Raw genomic sequence first — 17607 nt, forward strand, 5'->3', positions numbered from 1 at the left:
GGCGTAGTGTTCGCATCGTGGCGGATGCTCACCGCCCAGCACACAGTCCAGGAATAAGCATTATTCCAGCAATCGATTGATGCGTTTCAAAAGTTTAAAAATTCCTTAACCTGACATTCGCCCTTCCATCCTTTTTATTTGGGTTATTTGGACGTCTGAATAGTCATGGAGATCCCGCAACAACATATTCAGTCGGATGAGCAACTGCTGCAGTCCTTGCAGCAGGATAGCCGCCAGGCATTTAATGAATTGTATTTCAGGCATTGGGAGAATCTCTACCGGGCCGCCTATACAGTTTTGCGCGATGAAGACTCGTCCAAGGACATCGTACAAGAAGTATTCTTCAGCATTTGGAAAAAACGTCACACCCAGCAGATCCGCCAGTTGTCAGCCTATCTTTTTCAGGCGGTAAAGTTTCAGGTAGCGCGCCAGCTACGGCACGGTAAGTTGTTGGATATCCACGTAGAGCAGCTTGGCCACTTGCACACGATGAACACGACAGAGGAGTCACTCCATGCCTCTGAGCTCGATGCACTGCTGGAAACAACACTGGGTAAATTGCCGGAGCGTTGCCGAGACGTCTTTTATCTAAGCCGCTTCGAACAGCTCTCGAATAAAGAGATCGCGCAACGTCTCAACCTTTCGACACGCACCGTGGAGTGGCACATCTCCAATGCGCTGAAACATCTGCGGCACTCCATCGAAAACACTTTCTTGTTGTTGATTCTGTTGATGCTGCACTAACACACGTTACGTGCGCAATGTGTTATGCCCAGGTTATGGGTATTATGATTCTATTATTTGATGATTTTATGGCCCGTGTATCCGTCCGTTCCTGACACTATAGGACGTGTAAACACAGGTACATGACGAAGGAAGAATTTTTAAAATTGTTGGATCGTTATCTCGCGGGCAAATGCACCGAGGCCGACCGGCAGTCGTTGGAGCGTTTTTTTGCCTCCTTTCAGGAGGATGACTCCTGGCAGCAATCGTGGGAGCTCACAGCACGCGAACGCATAAAGTTGGAGATCTACACATCGCTCAATCGCCAACTTGATGAAGAACGGGCGACCAGTCTCTCCGAATGGCGACGGACTATGCCGGCAGTACTGCGCATAGCCGCCACGGTGGTGGTGGCGCTTGGTCTCGGTTGGCTGATCTATACGCGTTTTTATAGCGCGCCTTCCCCCCGGTACATCACCCAAAAAACGGTTCGCGGTCAGCGCGCCACGGTTACATTGAGCGACGGCTCGGTGGTGCGTTTGAATGCTGAAAGTCAGATCACCTATCCGGAGAAATTTACAGCGGATACCCGTGAGATACAGCTGACGGGTGAGGCGTTCTTCGATGTGCATCGCGACCCCGAGCATCCGTTCATTGTCCATTCACAAGGGTTAAAGACATCGGTGCTGGGTACCTCCTTTAATATACAGGCCGAGGCCACGGCGACAATCGTACAAGTGACCGTAAAGACGGGCCGGGTACAGGTCGAGCCGGAGGCTGATGACAGCAGTCGTCGACTGGTGCTGACCCCTACGCAGCAGGCGACCTATACGCGCGCGAACGCCAGCCTGACCCGTCAGACCGTAGCGTTGGAGCGCTACCTGGCCTGGACGGACGACGTCATTTACCTGGACAACACGCCGATTCGCGAGATGGTAGGAATCCTCGAAAAGTGGTATGGCGTCACGATTTCCCTGGAACAAGAAGGCCTCGGAAATTGCCTGATCAGCGGTAAGTATAAAAGCGATCAGCTTGTCAATATTCTGGAAGGACTGGAGTTCATGCAAGGTATTACCTACCGCTTTGTAAATAACCGCACCATAATTTTATCCGGAAACCCCTGTAACCACTAACCAATGCCTATGCGATAAAAGATTACCAAACAACCCCTACTCAAAAAAAAAGCCCATCGCTGCGGGAACAGGGATGGGCCCGACCCTAAAGATTGTAAAACCTTTAAAGCCTGATTCATGCGCTTGAAATTACTCAAAATATTGATGTTCGTGTCCAGAAAACTGATCCATGTTTTTGTATGGCACATCGTCGCCATGCAATGTTTGCTTGCGGCACCTTCGAACGGCCAGGACCTGGAGGAGGTGAAGATTACCCTGAACCTGAAAGATGCGGCCCTGACAGAGGTTTTCTCTGCCATTGAAACCCAAACCGACTATGTGTTTGGGTATAACAGCCAGGTAAGGAAAATTAAAAAACGGTTCACATTTAAGTCGTCCAACATTTCGATTGCCGATATCCTGCGTACGGTTTCGAAGCAGGCAGACCTGAAATTCAAACAAATCAATTACAACATCACTGTTTCGTCCAAAAGCCCGACAACTTATGTTGAACCGACGTCGAATACCGATGTGGTGATCACGGGACAGGTGACCGATGCCGCTACCGGCGAGTCCATGCCCGGTGTAAACGTTATTGTAAAAGGCACGAGCATCGGTACCTCCACCGACGTGGATGGTCGGTATACACTCAATGTACCCGACGACGGTATCGTTCAGTTTACGTTTATAGGATATTCTACAGTGGAAGTGGTGGCCGGTACAAAAACCACGATCGATATACAGCTCAAGACGGATTCGAAGTCGCTTGAAGAGCTTGTGGTGATCGGCTATGGTACGGAGCGTAAGGCAAACCTTACGGGCTCGGTCGACCAGGTGAACGGCGAGGTGTTTGAAAACCGGCCGGTAGCCAACGTGTCTCAAGGCTTGCAGGGATTGATTCCCAACCTGAACATTACGCCGGAAGACGGTAAACCCATTCAATCACCCACGTATAATATCCGCGGGATAACGTCTATCGGTCAGGGTGGTAGTGCACTGATCCTGATCGATGGTGTGGAAGGCGATCCGCGCATGCTGAACCCGCGCGACATTGCCAACGTGTCGGTACTGAAAGATGCCGCTTCCGCCGCGATCTATGGCGCACGCGCGGCCTTTGGTGTCGTGCTGATTACCACCAAGAAGCCGGCAGTAAACAAGATGACGGTAGACTACAGCACCAACTTCTCGTCGAAGAGCCCGACCACGGTTCCCGATCTTGTCACCGACGGCTACCAGCAAGCGATGATCTTCAACGAGGCGTGGACGGCGTGGAACGACTACTCGCAAACACCGCAGAACGTTAACAAGACCTTGAAATTTTCACCCGCGTATCTCGAAGAATTAAAACGCAGGTCAGAAGACCCAACACTACCGAAAGTAGAAGTGGGTCCGAGTGGCGAATATGTATACTACGGCAACACCGATTGGTATGATCTGCTGTATAAAGATCACACCACCGCCATGGAGCATAATCTCTCGGTTTCCGGCAGCACCGAAAAGGCGAGCCTCTATGTAACCGGTCGTTATTTCAAACAGGATGGTCTCTTCCGCTACAATTCGGATGACTTTAAGATGTACAACTTCCGCGTGAAAGGAACGGTCCAGGTAACGCCGTGGCTGCAGTTGGAAAACAACACGCAGTATTCGGACATGAAATACCACAACCCGCTCAATACGGGCGAAGGTGGCAGCATCTGGCGTAACATTGCCGACGAAGGACACGTCATGTCGCCTATGTTTAACCCCGACGGTACGCTGACGTATTCAGCGGCGTATACCGTAGGCGACTTCTGGTTTGGCAAGAACGGTATTGATATGAAGAACCGTGTGCTGCGGAACACCACGGGCTTTACCGCCGAGTTCTTTGACAAGAAGTTTCGCGTGAAGGGCAACTTTACGTATCAGAACACCGACTCCGCGCGGAAATTCATTCGCGTGCCGGTGCCGTACAGCAGACGCCCCGGTGTAATCGAGTATGTTGGTACGGGTACCAATGACATACGCATCGCCAACAGCGTGGCACAATATATTGCTACCAACATCTACGCAGAGTACGAAAACACCTACAACGAGAAGCACTATGTAAAGGGATTGATCGGGTATAACTACGAGCAGTCTGCGTTAGAAGGCTTGTCGGCGCAACGCAACGGACTTATATACAACGGTGCGCAAGACATCAACCTGGCGCTGGGCCAGTCGTATACCACCATCGGTGGCTGGGATAAATGGAATGTGCTGGGCGGTTTCTTCCGGTTGAATTATCACTTCAACGACAAGTACCTGGTGGAAGTGAACGGTCGCTATGACGGTTCTTCCAAGTTTCCCACGCACGAACGCTTTGCATTCTTTCCGTCGATATCGGCAGGCTGGCGTGTTTCCAACGAATCGTTCTGGCATGTGTCACCGAATCTTATTTCGGACTTGAAGGTGCGCGCTTCGTATGGTTCCCTGGGTAACGGCAGCATCGCCTCATATGCTTTTCAGGAGAAGTTCGCCATTCGTCAGGCCAACCTGGCCCTGGGCGGTGTAAAGCCTCCCTATACGTCACAGCCAAATGTATTGCCGGATGGCCTCACGTGGGAAACGTCCACGACGCAAAACATCGGCCTGGATCTATCCATGGTACGAAACCGGTTGACGCTAAGCGCGGACGCCTACATTCGAAAGACAACGGATATGTTTACCGTGGGTAGAACCCTGCCGAAGGTCTTTGGTACAGATGTACCGAAAGGCAACTATGCCGACTTGAAAACCACGGGTTGGGAAGTCGTACTGAATTGGAATGACGAAGTTAATGTTGGCTCCAAGACGTTGGGGTATATCGTACGCCTGACGCTGGCCGACAACCAGTCAGTCATAGAGAAGTATAACAACCCCGACAAAAAGCTGATCGACTACTATGAAGGCCAGAAAGTAGGCGAGATCTGGGGGTATGAAACAGAAGGTTTCTATGAGTCAGCGGAAGACATTGCTAATCACGCCGACCAGACGTTAATCAAATCTTCGACCAGTGGTAAGACCCTGCCGGGTGACATCAAGTTCCGTGACCTTGATAACAATAACAAAATTGACAACGGTGCCGCCACGGCAGACAAGCCGGGTGACATGCGGGTGATCGGCAACTCGCAGGCCCGCTATACCTATGGTATTATGCTGGGTGCAACGTGGAATAACTTTTCCTTATCGGGTTTCTTCCAGGGTGTTGGCAAGCAGGACTGGTGGCCGGGTGCCGAGGCAGATGCCTTCTGGGGCCCATACAACCGCCCGTACAATGGTACGCCGGAGTACATCGTCGGCAACTACTGGACAGAAGATAAACCCTATGGCTATTTTCCCCGCATGCGGGGTTATGCAGCGCAGTCCGACTGGCGTGAGCTCGGCGTGAAGCAGACAAAGTATTTACAAAATGTCGCATACCTCCGGTTGAAGAACGTGCAGCTGAGCTATACGTTGCCGAAGTCGCTGGTAGAAAAGATCCGCGCCAGCAATGCGCGTGTTTATGTAACCGGCGAAAACTTGTGGACATGGTCGCCGCTGTACCGCCTCACCCGTGATATCGACGTAGAGAGCATCGGCCCGTCAGACAAAGTGCTGACGACAAGCAATGCCGGCAACGGTAATAACTACCCGATATTGAAGAGCTATACCGCCGGTTTGGTTGTCACTTTCTAAGATCTAAACGCGCATCACCATGAAAAAACAATATTGGTCTATCGTACTCCTGAGCGTGCTGCTAGGCGCATGCGACCTGGAGCAAACGCCCGAAGCTACTACTACCCGCGACGCGGTGTTTAATAGCGAGAAGGGTCTCGAAGTTTATAGCAATTCTTTTTATGTGCCGCTGACAAATCCCGACTACAGCATTTTGCCTACGGCGAACAACCAGGTGCGTGGCGACGAGATGTCGGACTTTGCCGCACGTACACAAGTACCCGACTTTTTACGTGATGGAGCGTTTGGACCACGTCAAAGTTCTGGTTGGGACTGGCGTGCCCTGCGCAACATCAACTTCTTTATCGAAAACGCCAAGCCGTCGCCCGACGTTTCCACGGAGGCACGCGAGCACTACCTGGGCGTGGCGCGTTTCTTCCGGGCGATGTTCTACTTCGACAAAGTGAAACGCTTTGGCGATGTACCGTGGATCAACAAGACCATGAGCATCGAAGATCCCGACCTATATAATAATCGCGATTCGCGGACGCTGGTCATGGACTCCGTACTGGCCGACCTGGACTATGCCGGCGCACACGTGCGGGAGGCGGCTGACAACAGCCGCAGCACCGTGACACGGTACGTGGTATACGGTTTTAAGTCACGGGTCTGTTTGTTTGAGGGAACGTTCCGCAAGTATCATACAGAATATAATCTGGGCGGAGCCGCGGCAAAATGGCTTGAAGAAGCTGCCGACGCGGCGCAAATGGTTATGGATAAGGGAGGCTATCTGCTGAATGAGTCGGGTGGACCGACGGCATCGTATCGACAGGTATTTATCTCGCGTACGCCAGTAACGTCGGAAGTGATGCTGGCGGCTGCGGCGGACGCGAACCTGAGCTTGTTCAACGATGCCAACTGGTATTGGACCAGCGCTACGTATGGCTCGCGCGTGAGCTTTACCCGGACGTTTATCAATACGTACCTGCTGGAAGACGGCACGCCGTTTACAGATCAGCCCGGTCACGAAACGATGATATTTGCTGACGAGGTGAAAGGCCGCGACAAGCGCCTGCAACAAACCATTCGCATGGGTAACTATACTCGTGTCAATGCCGGCAAGCGTGAGGTAGCACCGCCGGTATTCTCGTACACGTATACGGGGTATCAGCCCATCAAGTGGACTCTGGACGATACCTATTACGATGGCGGTACACGCAATGACAACTCGGTGGCGTTGCTGCGATATGCTGAAGTCTTGTTGAACTATGCTGAGGCCCGCGCAGAATTGGAAACGATCACCACCGACGACTGGACCAAGACCGTAGGGGCATTACGTCGTCGTGCGGGTATTACGGGAGATCTGACAACGTTACCCACAGTGCTCGATGACTATATGCAAACTGAATATTTCTCTGACGTTAGCAACCCTGTACTCATGGAGATACGCCGCGAGCGCGGTATTGAATTGGCACTGGAAGGGCTTCGCTTCTACGACCTCGTGCGATGGAAACATGGTGAGCTGCTACTCAAGGTGTGGAACGGATTGTATGTTCCCGCGCTGGACGTGCCGATGGATCTGAACGAAGACGGCGTCATGGACGTGGCATTCTACAAGGCAATGCCGGCGAACCCTGTTAAGGGTGTCACGTATGTCAATGTGGGCGAAAAGATTAATAACCTGGACAATCCACAGCGCTTGTCACACGATACCGCTGGAGAAATTACATGGCTGGCGAATGTGGACAAGGGAGAATGGAATGACAAACGTTATCTTTACCCGATACCGGAAACGGACTCTCTGATGAACCCTGCTCTTGGTCAGAATCCCGGATGGTATTGAGAAAGCATAAAATAAACCAATGAAGAACAAATTGATCACGGCATTGCTCGCGCTGATACTGGCGGGCAACACCTTTGCACAAACATTGCGCGTGGCGACCTACAACATGCGCTACGACAATCCGGGGGACAGTCTTAATCGGTGGAAGTACCGCCTGCCTATTATTATTGACCAGATAAAATTTCACGATTTTGATCTGCTCGGTGGTCAGGAATTGCTTAGCCACCAGGTTGAGGGACTGTTGAAACAGCTCCCGGACTATGAATATGCCGGCGTCGGCAGGGACGACGGTGAGAAGAAAGGCGAGTTCTCAGCGCTGTTCTATAAAAAGGACAAGTTCAAGCTGCTGAAGAAAGGCAACTTCTGGCTGTCACTAACACCTGACAAGCCGGGTGCGGGCTGGGATGCTGCACTGTCGCGGATTTGCACATGGGTACAGCTGGAAGAAAAAGCCACGGGCTTGCGCTTCTTTTTCTTCAACACGCACTTTGACCACCGCGGTGTTCAGGCGCGCAAAGAGAGCGGCCGGTTGATTGCCGAGAAGATTGCTCAGATCGCCGGTGATGCACCGGTGATTCTCACGGGAGACTTCAACTTCGACGAGCAACACGAAGGTTTTGCCGCCATCATAGCTTCCGGCAAGCTGCGTAATTCGTTTGACCTGGCGCCCATCAAGCTGGCGCCTACCGGAACCTTCAACAGCTTTGACATAGCAACAACGAACAAGGTGCGCATAGATCACATCTTTGTGACCAGCCAATTTAATGTAAAGAAGTATGGTATTCTGACCGACAACTATGGTGCTCGTTTTCCGTCGGATCACTTTCCTGTGATGGTTGAGATTACACCGGCAACCACACGCAAAGCAAAATAAAACCGTTTTAAATTTTCCTTAGTAGTTTGAGGCCACAGCATACCCTGTGGCCTTTTTTATGCCTACCGACCGATGCTGGCAAAAAGATTATTGAGTGACTCGGCATACGTGGGATGCGCAAAGATACCGTCGCGGAGTGCCTCGTAGGTCAGGCCACCCATCATGGCTACTTGCAGGATCGTGACGATCTCGCCTCCTTCGTTGCCCAATATCGCAGCACCCAGGATCTGTTTTGTCTCGCGGTTCACGATCGCTTTCATTAATCCCGCGGCACGGCCCACTTCGTTGGCGCGGGCTACACTTGACATCGGCAGGGTGGCGACTTCGATCGGTAATCCCTTGTTGCGTGCTTCCTGTTCGGTCAGTCCTACGCGGCCTAGCGGCGGGTCGGTGAAAATACAGTAAGGCACCAGCCGGCCGGTGATGCGGTCATGGCCGCCGCGCAGCAGGTTATTAAATAATATAAGATAGTCGTTGTAAGATACGTGTGTAAAGGCGGGTCCCCCCTTGACATCACCCAATGCATATATACCCGGGACGGAAGTCTCGAGGGCATCGTCTGTTTTGATATAGCCTTTGTCGTCGGTTTCAACTCCTGCTGCTGCCAGGTTCAGGGTATCGGTGTTGGGTGTTCGACCCGTCGCCACCAGGAGGTGGGAAGCTTTTACCGTGACCTCTGTTCCATGCTTGTCGATCGTCGCGACAACACCCTCTCCGTCGGGCTGTACACGCCGCAGGTTGCTGGCGGCGTAGAAGGTCATGCCTTCGTTTTCGAGAATGGTCTTGAGTGTGTTGGCGATGTCGGTGTCTTCGTGGAGGAGCAGCCGGTCGTGTGGGTCGATCAATGTTACCCGGCTGCCAAACCGCCGGAACATTTGCCCCAGCTCCAGGCCGATGTAGCCACTACCGACCACGAGTAAATGCTCGGGTAAGACTTTCAGGTCGAGGATGGTGGTAGAGGTAAAGTAACGGACAGTGTCCAGGCCTTCGATCCTGGGTATTGCGGGACGTACACCGGCATTAATAAATACAACGTCAGCCGTGTACGACGCGATGGTGCCATCGTGCAACGTGACCGCCACCGTTTTGGGACCGGTGAAGGTGGCGGTGCCATATACCAGGTCGAGATGGTCGGTGTCTTGCAGCTTTTGCTCGAGGCCATTGCGCGACTTCAGTACGAGCTTGTCTTTACGCGCTACGATGGCCGGCAGGTTGATGCTATAGCCATCGATGTCGATACCCAGCGCTTTCGCGTGCGCGGTGATGCTCGCTGCCTGGGCGGAGGCGATCATGGTTTTGGTAGGGGTGCAGCCGTCGTTTACGCAGGTACCACCGACCCATCGTTGTTCAAGGAGGCACGTATTCCAGCCGGCTTCTGCCAGGCGCTTGGCCATGGGGTTGCCACCCTGGCCCGAACCGATCACGATTGCTTTGTAATGTTTTTGCATAAGTAAAATTTAACGACGAAGGGGTATATAATAAAAAACCGTGCCTGCAACCCGCTACCCAGTATATCTGTGAAAGATAATAATTTCCTATGGGTGGTATGATAGTTAGTAGGATGAATCAATACCTTTGACTTTCGTGGACTTTTTAGTTTAGTGTGTACATGAAAAATTATGACTCGGAGCTTTGTGGAAGCTTACCTATCCACCTGACAAACCACATTCAGCCGTATGGCGTCTTGCTAGTGATCGATCGTAAAGACTTCAAAGTCATTCAGGCCAGTGAAAATAGTAATCTTGTTTTTGGTGATCCGGTCCAACAGATGATCGACCAGCCGCTGAGCGCGTATGTACCGAAGAATACTGTAGAAAAGATTCAACAAAAACTGGCTACATCTTTTACAAATCCGCTTCCTGATCAATGGACTATTCGCGGCGTGGAGCATTTCGTGCTTTGGCACGCCAAGGAAGGTTATCTTCTTGCCGAAATCGAAATACCAGGCGTTCGCGCAGACGACCACTCCAGCTTTGCCAATGTGTACCATGAATTGAAGTATGCCATGAACCGCATTGAATCCGCCGAGACCCTTACGGGTCTCTGGCAGATCGTGGTGGCGGAGATCAAAAAGGTTTCGGGGTTTGACAAGATCATGGTGTACCAATTTGACGAGGAGTGGAACGGCACGGTGGTAGCCGAGGTGCTGGAGCCGGGCATGGAGGTATACCTCGGCATAACCTTCCCGGCCTCGGACATACCCCGCCAGGCACGGGAGCTGTACAAAAAAAACGCCTACCGGTATATACCGGATCGTGACGCACAGCCTGTGCGATTATATCCTGTCATTAACTCACTCACCGGCGCCTTCATTGACCTGTTTGATTGCAACCTGCGCAGTGTAGCGGGGGTACACGTAGAATACCTGCGCAACATGGACGTGGCTGCTTCCATGTCCATCCGCATTATGAAAGACAACGAGCTGTGGGGACTTATGGCCTGCCATCACCGTACGCCGCGGCAACTATCGTTCCAGATGTGCTCGGTGTTAGAAATGCTTTCGGCGGCAATTTCCGCCAAACTCTCGTTGCTCGTAAATAAGAACAGCTACCAATTCGACCAGAACTTAAAAGAAAAATATACGACGCTGGTGAAAGAGATCTATGCGTCGGGCAATCCGGATGACACGATGGTCGGGACAGGGCGCATTGCCGAGCTCTTTGAGGCGGACGGGTTAGCCATTATACGCAACGGGCTGACGCGCACATGGGGCAAAACGCCGCCGGAGGAGAGCCTGCACGAATTGGCACTCTGGCTGAGTGTACAAGACATTAAAGGCCTCTACCATACCACTTCGATATCATCGGTGAACGATGCAGCAGAACCGTACAAGAATGCCTGCAGCGGACTGCTGTGCCTGGTTATTGATCCGCGCCGGCACGACTTCCTGTTGCTCTTCCGGTCCGAGGTGATCGAGACTCTCCAATGGGGTGGGAACCCCGACGAACGTATCCAGTTTGAAAGCGATGGCAAGTCGTATCATCCGCGCAACTCCTTTAAGATCTGGCGGCAGACCGTCACGGGACGGTCCGCGCGGTGGCGGAAAGAAGAGCTCATCCTCGCGGAAGTGCTGCGCAATTTTTTATATGAATTTAGCACGACTCGTATTAAATAACACATAGACGCTCCATGGCCCGCGAAACGGATCATTTTATAGTAGGAATAGGTGCTTCAGCCGGAGGGCTCGATGCCATCAATGAATTCTTCGACAACATGCCGGCGTCGCCGGACTGTTCGTTTGTGGTGATCCAGCACCTTTCCCCCGACCACAAAAGCCTGCTGGCTGAGATCATTACCCGTCACACCAAGATGCGTGTATACGAGGCTGTCGATGGTGTGCAGATAGAGCGCAATTGTGTATATATCATACCCAGTAACCGGGCGCTGACGATCCGCGGCAATAACCTGACGGTTGAAAAAAAGGAGCCTCTGAAAGTACCCAACAATGCCATCGACGTATTTCTGCAATCGCTGGCGCGCGAGCGGAAAGAGAAAAGCATTGGTGTGATTCTCTCGGGCACGGGTTCGGACGGTACCCGGGGCATCGAAGCCATTAAAAACTGCGGAGGCCTGGTACTGGTGCAAGATCCGAAGACGGCGCAATTCGATGGCATGCCCATCAGCGCGATACAGTCGGGTCATGCGCGGGCGATACTATCACCGTCGCAGATGCCGGAAGAGATTCTGTTCCATACCCAGACCAACCTCTCGTATCTGAATACCAACAACCTGCTCGAGAACAAAGCGCTTGACGAGATCTTCCAGCTTATTCACGACGAAGTAGGTTTTAACTTTCACTATTATAAGACGCCTACCCTGTTGCGGCGTATTTACAACCGGATATCGAAGGGAAATCACGGCACGCTGGAAAGTTATTTGGAGGTGCTGCGCAAATCGCCACAGGAGTGTCGTGCGCTGAGCAACGATTTTCTGATTGGTGTCACAAAATTCTTCCGCGACAAGGAGGCCTTCCAGGTGTTGGCGCGTGAGGTGATCAACCCACTGGTGGCCTCGAAAGAGAATGGCGACATTTTGAAAGTGTGGGTAGTAGCGTGTAGCACGGGCGAAGAGGCGCTTTCCATCGCAATCCTCATCAATGAAGCGCTGGAAAGACAAAAGAAAGATCTGATGGTAAAGATCTTTGCCACGGACATTGACGAGCGGAGCATCACCATTGCCAACAAGGGTATATATCCAACTTCGATTGAGGCGGACATCAGCAAGGAACTGCTCGAAAAGTATTTTTCCAGGAGCAACAATAGCTATCAGATCCTGCCGCATATCCGTAAGCAGATTATATTCGTTAAGCATGATATCACCAACGAGGCGCCTTTTGTCAAGAATGACCTGGTAAGCTGCCGCAACATGCTTATCTACATGACGCGCTCGCTGCAAGAGAAGCTGTTCCCTATTTTATTATACGCGCTCAAACGGCACAGTTATTTGTTTCTGGGGTCCAGCGAGTCGCCGGTGACGATTGAAAAATACCTGGTCGACGTCGACGCGAAAGCCAAGGTATATCGCAAGGAGTATGAGGCGCCCCTGAACAGCCGTCACCTCATGGACATATCGCAGCGTAAAAGCAGCTATCCCGAGCCTGATGGTGCTGCCTTGGGAAGGGGCGGGGACAGTTACGCTAAATTCTTTCAGCAGGAGATCAGCCGCGAATTTGGGTATGTAGGTTGTTATATCAATGATGAGTTTGAAATCGTCAAGACCGTTGGCGACTATAACAATATTCTATCACTGCCACAGCGCGAATTGGTGTTCAACTTACTGGAGATGTTGCCGCCCAACCTCGGTCCGATGCTAAGCCTGGAAGTGCGTAAGGTATGGAAGACAAACCAACGGGTATTGCTCCGCGACCTGAAATTTCAGCGCGACGATGACGAGTACGTACTGGAAGTACTGATCGTGCCGGCCAAGGTAGAAGTGCCCACACGACTGACGCTGGTGATACTTCGTCAACAACAAACAATGCCGGGCATGACGCCGCCACTGGTAGTGCCCGATCTCGATTCGACGGATAAATTCACGAGTGACTATATCCGGTCACTGGAAATAGACCTGCAAAAGGTACGCTACAATCTGCAGGTAACAGTAGAGAATACAGAAACGATTAACGAAGAGCTGCAAAGCTCGAACGAGGAACTACTCACGGCAAACGAGGAGCTGCAAAGCTCCAATGAAGAGCTGCAGTCTGTAAACGAGGAGCTGCACACCCTCAATACGGAGTACCAGCTGCGCATCCAGGAACTGTCGGAATTGAACGACGATTTGAACAATTATTTCCGCAGCAGCGACTTCGGACAGATCTTCCTGGACGAAGAGCTGAACATACGAAAGTTCAACCCGGCGTCCGCCAAGATGATCAACCTCATCGAAAGCGATGCGGGGAGACCCATTACACACTTCTCGACAAACTTCCGGTACGATAACCTGGCGCAGGACTTGCAGGTAGTACAGCAAACCAACCAGACCATTGAACGGGAGCTGTTACTGGCAAACGAACGAAACCTGCTCATGCGGATGATGCCCTATCTTTCCAACGAAGACAAGCAAGTAGGCATCGTGATATCGTTTGTTGATGTGAGCCTGGTGAAACACCTCAGCACTTTTATCGCCGCCGTGTTTAACGTTAGCCCGAGTGCCATTCTGGCAATGAAAAGCGTGCGCAGCGTGGAGCGAAATATACTCGACTTCATTGTAGAGACCTCCAACTATATGGCCAGCTCGTTGCTGGGCACAACCGAAGATCTGAAAGGGAAATCGGTACGAAAGGATCTGCCGCAGCTCGTCAGCGACGAGCTGTTCCAGGAAATGCAATATGTCGTGGAGCGTAACGTGCCTATGCAGCAGGACTTTTACTTCCTCCACACACGGCGTTGGTACCAGGTAAACGCCATTCGCATGGAAGACGGCCTGGTCATGACGTTTGCCGATATCACGCAAAAGAAGGTTGCCGAAGACAAGCTGCGCAACAGCTATGCAGAATTGGTGCGGGCGAAAGATAGTTTGAAAGAGTTAAACATCGACCTGGAGCATAAAGTACGCGAGCGTACGCTCGAGCTATCAAAAAGTGAAGAGCGTTTCAAAACCATTGCCACCACCACGATCGATGCTATTTGGGAGTGGGATTTTGTACGGAATGAAGCGTGGTGGAGCGACACTTTTTACAATGTCTTTGGCTATGATATTGTGCGCGACAAGTTTACACGTGCTACCTGGGCTGAAAGGATTCACCCCGACGATAAGGACCGTGTACAACAGACGTTGTACCGAGCCATCAATCAGAACAGTCAGCGCTGGTCTACCGAGTACCGTTTTCAGCGGGCCGATGGTGAATACCTCGACATACTCGACCAGGCCACGATCATCAAGGACGAGCTCGGTGCACCTTGCCGGATGATCGGCTCGATGCTCGACATCACGCAGCTCAAACAAGCCGAGCAAGCCATTGCCAACTCACAAGCCGAGCGCAAGTTCCTGGCCGAGTCGATGCCACTGATTGTATGGATGACCGACGAGCTGGGCAATATCACGTTTGTAAACCGTCAGTTCGAGAAATATACCGGCCTGTCGACCGAAGAAATTCTGGCAAAGGGCTGGAGCATGGTTATCCACCCGCAGCACATTGATGTGTTCTTAGAGACGTGGCGTCAGTCTGTAAACCGCGCCGAAGAGTTTACACTCGAGCTGCGACTGTTGGTACAGGGCGGCGAATACCGCTGGAATCTGCTGCGCGCCAACCCCCGGAAGAACCGCGCCGGTGTTATTGTGAACTGGGTTATTACCTCCGTGGACATCCACGAGCAGAAAAGTCTGAACAAGCTGCTGGAAGAAAAAGTCGCCAGCCGTACCCGCGAGCTGGAGGAGGTAAACGAGGCGCTTCGTTTGAGCAACAACGACCTGAAACAATTTGCTTCGGTAGCGTCGCATGACCTGCAGGAACCTATTCGGAAAATGGTGATGTTTTCGCGCATGGTCGGCAGCCAGTTCCGCGATCAGTTGCCCGAGAAGGCGCACTTTTACCTCGATGCCATTGCCTCGTCGTCGGAGCGCATGCGCGCGATGATTACCAACATCCTGAACTTCTCCAAGATCTCTCCCGACCGTGGCGACTTCCGCGTAACAGACATCAACGCCATGTTAAAAGATATACAAGATGACTATGAGCTGTTGATCAAAGAAAAGAAAGCGGTTACTACCATCGACCAGTTCCCGGACATGGAAGTTATACCGAACCTGATCCGCCAGGTATTCCAGAACCTGATCAGCAACGCCCTCAAGTTTGCACGCGACAGCGTGCCGCCCCACGTCACCATTACGGCTACACGCGTGGCCGAAAAATCGTTCACCGCCTCTTCCGACCCCAACGGTCCTTTCTGTCTATGCACCTTCCGCGACAATGGCATAGGATTTAATGAGGAATTCAGGGAAAAAATATTCGTGTTGTTCCATCGTATCAATCCCAAGGACAAATACGAGGGTTCAGGCATCGGCCTGGCCATCGTGAAGAAGGTGATTGATATACACCAGGGGCTGGTACGCGGCTCCAGTGAGGAGGGACAAGGCGCATTATTTGAACTTGTAATTCCGATTAAACAGTAAAAGTAAGTATGTCGAAGTACTTGTTGCTATGTGAGGACGATCAGTACGACCGTGCCGTCTTCGCGGAGATCTTTCAAGAAGTGGAAAAAGAATATCAGCTTGTGATGCTCGAAGAGGGCAGCGAGGTAATGCCCTTCCTCGCCACGAAACAGCGGCGCGATGCATATCCAGCATTGATTTTGTTGGATCAGAACATGCCCCGAAAGAAGGGGACGGAGGTGTTGAGAGAAGTGAAGGCGAGCGACGACTACAAACACATTCCGGTTGTGATATACTCTACCCATGATGGCCATGAGCTTGCCAGCGAGTCGAAGGCGCTCGGCGCGGTGACATTCATGTCCAAGCCGTATGATTACAATGAGTATATAGCATTGATCAAAACGCTAATGACGCTCATTGTCTGAAGAAAATACTCTACGGTAAGTGTGTCAACAGTTCTACGCCTCTGCTCTATGACTTGTTGAGTTTATTCTACATTCGGAATTGCCGCTTTTTCGATCTTCTGTGTCGCCGGTTTTCCCATGTTGTTTGGGCACAATAATTAAATTCCGATAGCTGGTAGTTTCACCAATAAGACCGTCTATAAATGAACGAACTATTACAACGCGAGTACTGGAACAATACCGTACAGGATTATCTCATTGCCCTGGCGATCATTATTGTCGGCATATTGGTCCTTCGCATCTTTAAGGGCACGCTGTTGCGCCGCCTGGAAAAATGGGCGAATACCACCAAGACCACCAATGATGATTTTCTCTTAAAGACTGTGGAGCGTTTTGCGCTGCCGGCCTTATACTACTTTATAATCTATTCTGGTATTAACTACCTGGAGCTGACGCCGAAGGCCGACAACGTGTTGCGCATTGCCACGGCCCTGGTTATTACGTTTTTTATCCTGCGGCTGATATCTTCGATCATTTCGCTGGTACTTCAAAACTATATCCGTCGGCAGGAGAAAGGCGAGGAGAAGATCAAACAGCTGGGTGGCCTGATGGTGATCATCAACATTGTCGTCTGGATTTTAGGCGCTGTCTTCTTAATCGACAACCTGGGTTACAACGTTACAACTATTATTACCGGCCTCGGCATTGGTGGTATCGCCATTGCGCTGGCGGCACAAAACATCCTGGGTGATCTATTTAATTATTTTGTTATCTTTTTTGACCGGCCGTTTGAGGTAGGCGACTTTATTGTCGTAGACGACAAGATGGGTTCGGTCGAATATATAGGTCTTAAAACGACGCGTATTCGCAGCCTGAGTGGTGAGCAGCTGGTCATCGGCAACTCGAACCTCATGAACGCCCGCATTCATAACTTCAAAACCCAGAACTTACGCCGGGTGGTTTTTAACATCAATATCTCATACGCAACACCAATCGAAAAAGTGCGGGAGATCCCGGCAATCCTAAAAGCAATTGTGGAGGCCCAGGCAGACGTACGGTTTGACCGTGCACACTTTGCTTCCTATAAAGACTGGAGCCTGAACTTCGAGATCGTTTACTTTGTGCTCAGCTCAGACTTCAACAAGTACATGGACACTCAGCAATCAATCAATCTGGCAATCTACGATCGCTTGCAGGCATTGGGTGTAGACTTCGCATTGCCGACCCAACGTTTGATGATGAAAGGCGGCGGCGAGGAAGCTTTGAATCCCAATGAGGCGCCAGATAAAACGGACGCCGCCGACAAAACCTAACGCCGGACCATGCGTCCCATGCCGGACAGAAACATCCGGAACCGGACACCACATAGTGTCTTGCTAGGCCTATGCCAGATCAAATGCCAATCTCGAT

The 17607-nt window shown here is 51.5% G+C and carries 10 protein-coding genes; 9 read left to right on the forward strand and 1 reads right to left on the reverse strand.

Translation table 11 applies throughout. The features are described 5' to 3' along the window. Window positions 1–165: 165 nt before the first annotated feature. The 5 genes from KK062_RS02720 (at window position 166) to KK062_RS02740 (ending at window position 8203) form a co-directional block, all read left to right on the forward strand. Window positions 166–744, forward strand: coding sequence for an RNA polymerase sigma-70 factor (locus KK062_RS02720; RefSeq protein WP_254082691.1), 579 nt, complete (start codon window positions 166–168; stop codon window positions 742–744). A 122-nt stretch (window positions 745–866) separates the two neighbouring features. Then, complete coding sequence (locus KK062_RS02725) at window positions 867–1856, forward strand: FecR family protein (protein ID WP_254082692.1); 990 nt, start codon at window positions 867–869, stop codon at window positions 1854–1856. A 117-nt stretch (window positions 1857–1973) separates the two neighbouring features. Next, window positions 1974–5507 (forward strand): SusC/RagA family TonB-linked outer membrane protein, encoded by a 3534-nt coding sequence (locus KK062_RS02730; protein ID WP_254082693.1) that lies wholly within the window; start codon window positions 1974–1976, stop codon window positions 5505–5507. A 19-nt stretch (window positions 5508–5526) separates the two neighbouring features. Beyond that, entirely contained in the window at window positions 5527–7329 is a 1803-nt protein-coding gene (locus tag KK062_RS02735; RefSeq protein WP_254082694.1) for a RagB/SusD family nutrient uptake outer membrane protein, read from the forward strand. Window positions 7330–7348: 19 nt separating this feature from the next. Further along, window positions 7349–8203, forward strand: coding sequence for an endonuclease/exonuclease/phosphatase family protein (locus KK062_RS02740; RefSeq protein ID WP_254082695.1), 855 nt, complete (start codon window positions 7349–7351; stop codon window positions 8201–8203). A gap of 62 nt (window positions 8204–8265) precedes the next feature. Here the strand turns inward: KK062_RS02740 and KK062_RS02745 are convergent, their stop codons facing one another. After that, window positions 8266–9651, reverse strand: a complete 1386-nt coding sequence (locus KK062_RS02745; protein ID WP_254082696.1) for a mercuric reductase — start codon at window positions 9649–9651, stop codon at window positions 8266–8268. A gap of 161 nt (window positions 9652–9812) precedes the next feature. Between KK062_RS02745 and KK062_RS02750 the strand changes: the two genes are divergently transcribed. The 4 genes from KK062_RS02750 (at window position 9813) to KK062_RS02765 (ending at window position 17510) form a co-directional block, all read left to right on the forward strand. Then, a complete protein-coding gene (locus KK062_RS02750; RefSeq protein WP_254082697.1) occupies window positions 9813–11318 on the forward strand; it encodes a GAF domain-containing protein in 1506 nt (501 codons plus the stop codon). Window positions 11319–11332: 14 nt separating this feature from the next. Further along, window positions 11333–15814, forward strand: coding sequence for a chemotaxis protein CheB (locus tag KK062_RS02755; RefSeq protein ID WP_254082698.1), 4482 nt, complete (start codon window positions 11333–11335; stop codon window positions 15812–15814). A gap of 8 nt (window positions 15815–15822) precedes the next feature. Next, window positions 15823–16218 (forward strand): response regulator, encoded by a 396-nt coding sequence (locus tag KK062_RS02760; RefSeq protein ID WP_254082699.1) that lies wholly within the window; start codon window positions 15823–15825, stop codon window positions 16216–16218. Window positions 16219–16400: 182 nt separating this feature from the next. Continuing rightward, window positions 16401–17510, forward strand: coding sequence for a mechanosensitive ion channel family protein (locus tag KK062_RS02765; protein ID WP_254082700.1), 1110 nt, complete (start codon window positions 16401–16403; stop codon window positions 17508–17510). Window positions 17511–17607: the final 97 nt, after the last annotated feature.

The organism is Dawidia cretensis (assembly GCF_018598175.1).
Lineage (GTDB): Bacteria > Bacteroidota > Bacteroidia > Cytophagales > Cyclobacteriaceae > Ohtaekwangia > Ohtaekwangia cretensis.